The organism is Lentilactobacillus sp. (genome assembly GCF_040773105.1).
GTDB classification, from domain to species: domain Bacteria; phylum Bacillota; class Bacilli; order Lactobacillales; family Lactobacillaceae; genus Lentilactobacillus; species Lentilactobacillus parabuchneri.
This window is the reverse complement of the sequence record NZ_JAXGWW010000211.1, coordinates 1-3,647: the sequence shown is the minus strand read 5'-3', so window position 1 is coordinate 3,647 and position 3,647 is coordinate 1. Positions and strand designations below refer to the sequence as shown.

Sequence of the window (3,647 nt, the reverse complement as noted above, 5' to 3'; positions counted from 1 at the left end):
GAAGAACCCTCAAACCTACGAAATTCTGACACCTGAATCAGTCGGGGCCGCTAAGACCACTCTGCCACTTGGAAAATTGTCAGGCTCTCATGCTGTAATGGCGAAGCTCAAGGAAATTGGTTTTGACGTTGATCAAGATGATATGAAGCAAATTTTTCCAATCTTTAAACAAATGGCGGATACCAAATCCATTATTGATGAATCAGATCTACGAGTGATTATGAACAAAGTAAAGGAGGTCGTCCGTTAATGACAAACCAAGTGGCAAAAATCACCGTTCTTTCGGGAGATTATATCGGACCAGAAATTATGAAGGCCGGCTTAGCGGTGCTAAAAGCTGTCAGTCAGGATCAATTTCATTACCAAATCGATGAACAACCCTTTGGAGGTGCCGGTATTGATCAATTCGGCGTTCCCCTACCGGATGAGACTCTTTCGTCAGCCAAGCAGAGTGACGCGGTTTTATTAGCAGCAATTGGCGGGCCTAAGTGGGATGACGCGCCCAACCGGCCGGAAAAAGGATTACTCCAAATCCGACAAGAATTGAATTTATTTGCGAATATTCGACCAACGTCGATTCGCGCGGCGATGCAACGTTATTCTCCAATTAAGCAGGTGGAACCAGTTAATTTTGTAATTGTCCGTGAATTAACTTCCGGAATTTATTTTGGCAAGCCCCGTGAAATTGATGACACCCACGCAATTGATACGATGCGCTACACAGTCGATGAAATTCGCCGGGTTGCCCGGGTGGCATTTGAAATGGCGATGAAACGCAAACGACACGTGACCATGGTTGATAAAGCCAATGTCTTGGCGACTAGTAACCTTTGGCGCCGAGTGGTTGCTGAAGTCGCTGCCGATTTCCCGGAAGTTCACTACGATACCAGTTATGTTGATGCTGCGGCAATGAAGATTATTAGTGCCCCTGAACAGTTTGACGTCATTTTAACCGAGAACATGTTTGGTGATATTTTAAGCGACGAGGCCGCTGAAATCACCGGTTCTCTTGGAACCATTCCTTCGATGAGTCGGGGGACTGATGGTCCGGCATTGTATGAGCCAATTCATGGATCAGCACCCGATATTGCCGGAAAAGGGATCGCAAATCCGTTGTCAATGATTAACTCAGTGGCTATGATGCTAACCCATACGTTTGATCGCTCCGACCTTGCGGATCAAATCAGCCAAAGTGTAGATGCGGTGATTGATAGTGGCACCGTGACTCCCGATTTGGGTGGAAATGCAACCACCAACCAAGTGACAAACGCGATCATTCAACAAATTTACGAAAGAAGGCACAACTATGTCGAAAACGATGTTCGATAAAATCTGGGACCAACATGTCATTACCGGAAAGCCCGGTGACCCACAACTGATATACGTGGACCTGCATCTGCTTCATGAAGTGACCTCTCCACAAGCGTTTGAAGGGTTACGCGAAAATCATCGAAAAGTCCGGCGAACCGATAAAACCTTTGCGACCATGGATCATAACGTCCCAACCGTTGATATCTTTAATATTCAAGACGCCATTGCCAGAAAACAAATTGATACCCTGCAAAAAAATACCGATGAATTTGGGATCCGCTTGGCTGGCATGGGCGATGAAGATCAAGGCATTATTCACGTTATCGGGCCCCAACTTGGACTGACACAGCCGGGGATGGTCATTGTCTGTGGCGATTCACATACTGCCACTCACGGCGCATTTGGCTCAATTGCCTTTGGGATTGGGACCAGTGAAGTTGAACACGTTTTAGCAACCCAAACAATCTGGCAGACGAAGCCAAAGACGATGGGGATTCACGTTCATGGGAAATTACACCATGGTGTTTACGCTAAGGACATCATTATGGGTATTATTGCCCGTGAAGGTGTCGCTTTTGGAACTGGTTATGCGGCTGAATTTTATGGCGACACAATTTCGAATATGAGCATGGAAGAACGGATGACCCTTTGTAATATGGCGATTGAAGGCGGCGCCAAGATGGGAAATGTGCAGCCTGATCAGACCACATTTGACTATGTGGCCGGACGTAAATATGCACCAAAACAGATTGATAAGGCGATTGAATACTGGAAACAGTTTACGACTGACGATGAAGCTGCATTTGATAAAGTGATTGATTTTGATGTCAGTGATCTCTCACCATATATTTCTTGGGGGACCAATCCCGGCATGTCAATTCCTGTAAACGGCCGCTTTCCCGAAATTAAGGATGAAGACGATCGTAAGGCTTATGAGTACGTTGGCTTAAAACCAGGTGGTAAGCCGGAAGAAATTCCAATTCGGTGGGCATTCTTCGGTTCGTGTACCAACGGCCGCTTGTCTGACCTGAAAATTGCCGCTTCGGTCTTAAAGGGCCACCACATCGCCGAAGGATTAACCGCTTGGGTGGTGCCGGGCTCACGAACGATTAAGGAACGGGCCGAAGAATTAGGCATCGACCAGATATTTAAGGATGCGGGCTGTGAATGGCGCGAACCTGGTTGTTCAGCTTGCTTGGGGATGAATCCCGATCACGTTCCCGCGGGAATCCACTGCGCTTCTACGTCAAACAGAAACTTTGAAGGCCGCCAAGGGGTAGGCTCCAGGACGCATTTAGCAAGCCCGGCGATGGTTGCTGCAGCTGCGATTAACGGTCACTTTATCGATATTTCAAAGGAGCAGGTCTAAATTATGGTAGAAAAAATTAAGGTTATCAAAAGTACGTCAATTCCAATTATGCGAGACAACATAGATACTGATCAATTGATTCCAAAGCAGTTCTTGAAGAATATTTTAAAGACCGGCTATGGCAAAAATCTATTTTACGATTGGCGCTATGAAAAGCCCCATCAACCCAATCCTGACTTTATTCTTAACAAACCGGAACGCCAAGGGGCTGAAATTTTAATTGCCGGCGATAACTTTGGCTGTGGGTCCTCACGGGAACATGCTGTCTGGGCACTGAAAGACTGGGGATTTCGAGTGGTCATTGCTGGCGGCTATAGTGATATTTTTTATATGAACAGTACCAAAAACGGTTTTTTAGCAATTATTTTACCCAAAGATCAACGAGATTTCTTAGCCAGTGCCCCGGCAGATGCTGAAATTACCGTTGACCTCCCAAATCAAGAAGTCAGATATCAAGGACGCGCCTTTCATTTTGAGATTGACCCTCTGTGGAAACACAAGTTTGTCAACGGGCTCGATGATATTGCGATTACGATGGATTACAAGCAGCAGATTGAAGACTACGAGGCCAGTATCCCAAGCTTTGATTAGCAGCGGCGTGCTTCAGTGAATCAATCCCTGAGGTGATGGAAAAAATGACGTTATTGGAGGCAGATGCCTATGGAAAGACCGATCACACTACAAGGTCGAATTGACCGAACGAAAGAATCTCCATTGTTTTATGAAATTTTTGCCCTAGTTTCCGGCGGCATGTTTTTGGACGCAGTTGACGTTTACTTAGCCAGCGCGGTGGCAACAACCGTTTTAAAAGACGGCTGGTCCACCTTGCAGCAAAACTCTTACTTTTTATCCAGTGGCTTTTTAGGCTTATTTATCGGCTCACTGATTGCTGGGTTTATTGGTGATTTAAAGGGACGCCGAGTCGCTTATCAAATTAACCTGTTGATGTTTGGCGGCTTTACCTTTT

The 3,647-nt window shown here is 46.0% G+C and carries 3 protein-coding genes and 2 pseudogenes; all 5 read left to right on the top strand.

Going from position 1 to position 3,647, the window contains the following annotated elements:
* Nucleotides 1-250, top strand: a pseudogene (locus AB3112_RS09495) (2-isopropylmalate synthase); the annotation flags it as partial.
* Nucleotides 250-1,329 (top strand): 3-isopropylmalate dehydrogenase, encoded by a 1,080-nt coding sequence (leuB, locus tag AB3112_RS09490; protein ID WP_367334375.1) that lies wholly within the window; start codon nt 250-252, stop codon nt 1,327-1,329. The pseudogene AB3112_RS09495 and the gene leuB, both read left to right, overlap by 1 nt.
* Nucleotides 1,307-2,680, top strand: coding sequence for a 3-isopropylmalate dehydratase large subunit (gene leuC / locus AB3112_RS09485; protein WP_084973894.1), 1,374 nt, complete (start codon nt 1,307-1,309; stop codon nt 2,678-2,680). The genes leuB and leuC overlap by 23 nt, the downstream gene beginning before the upstream one ends.
* A gap of 3 nt (nt 2,681-2,683) precedes the next feature.
* A complete protein-coding gene (leuD, locus tag AB3112_RS09480) occupies nt 2,684-3,271 on the top strand; it encodes a 3-isopropylmalate dehydratase small subunit (protein WP_057909823.1) in 588 nt (195 codons plus the stop codon).
* Between the two features lie 63 nt (nt 3,272-3,334).
* Nucleotides 3,335-3,647: pseudogene (locus tag AB3112_RS09475) on the top strand (MFS transporter); the annotation flags it as partial.

Bases quoted from the DNA above. Each gene is read 5' to 3' on its own strand.
- leuC (WP_084973894.1), top strand. From the start codon at position 1,307: ATGTCGAAAACGATGTTCGATAAAATCTGGGACCAACATGTCATTACC.
- leuB (WP_367334375.1), top strand. From the start codon at position 250: ATGACAAACCAAGTGGCAAAAATCACCGTTCTTTCGGGAGATTATATC.
- leuD (WP_057909823.1), top strand. From the start codon at position 2,684: ATGGTAGAAAAAATTAAGGTTATCAAAAGTACGTCAATTCCAATTATG.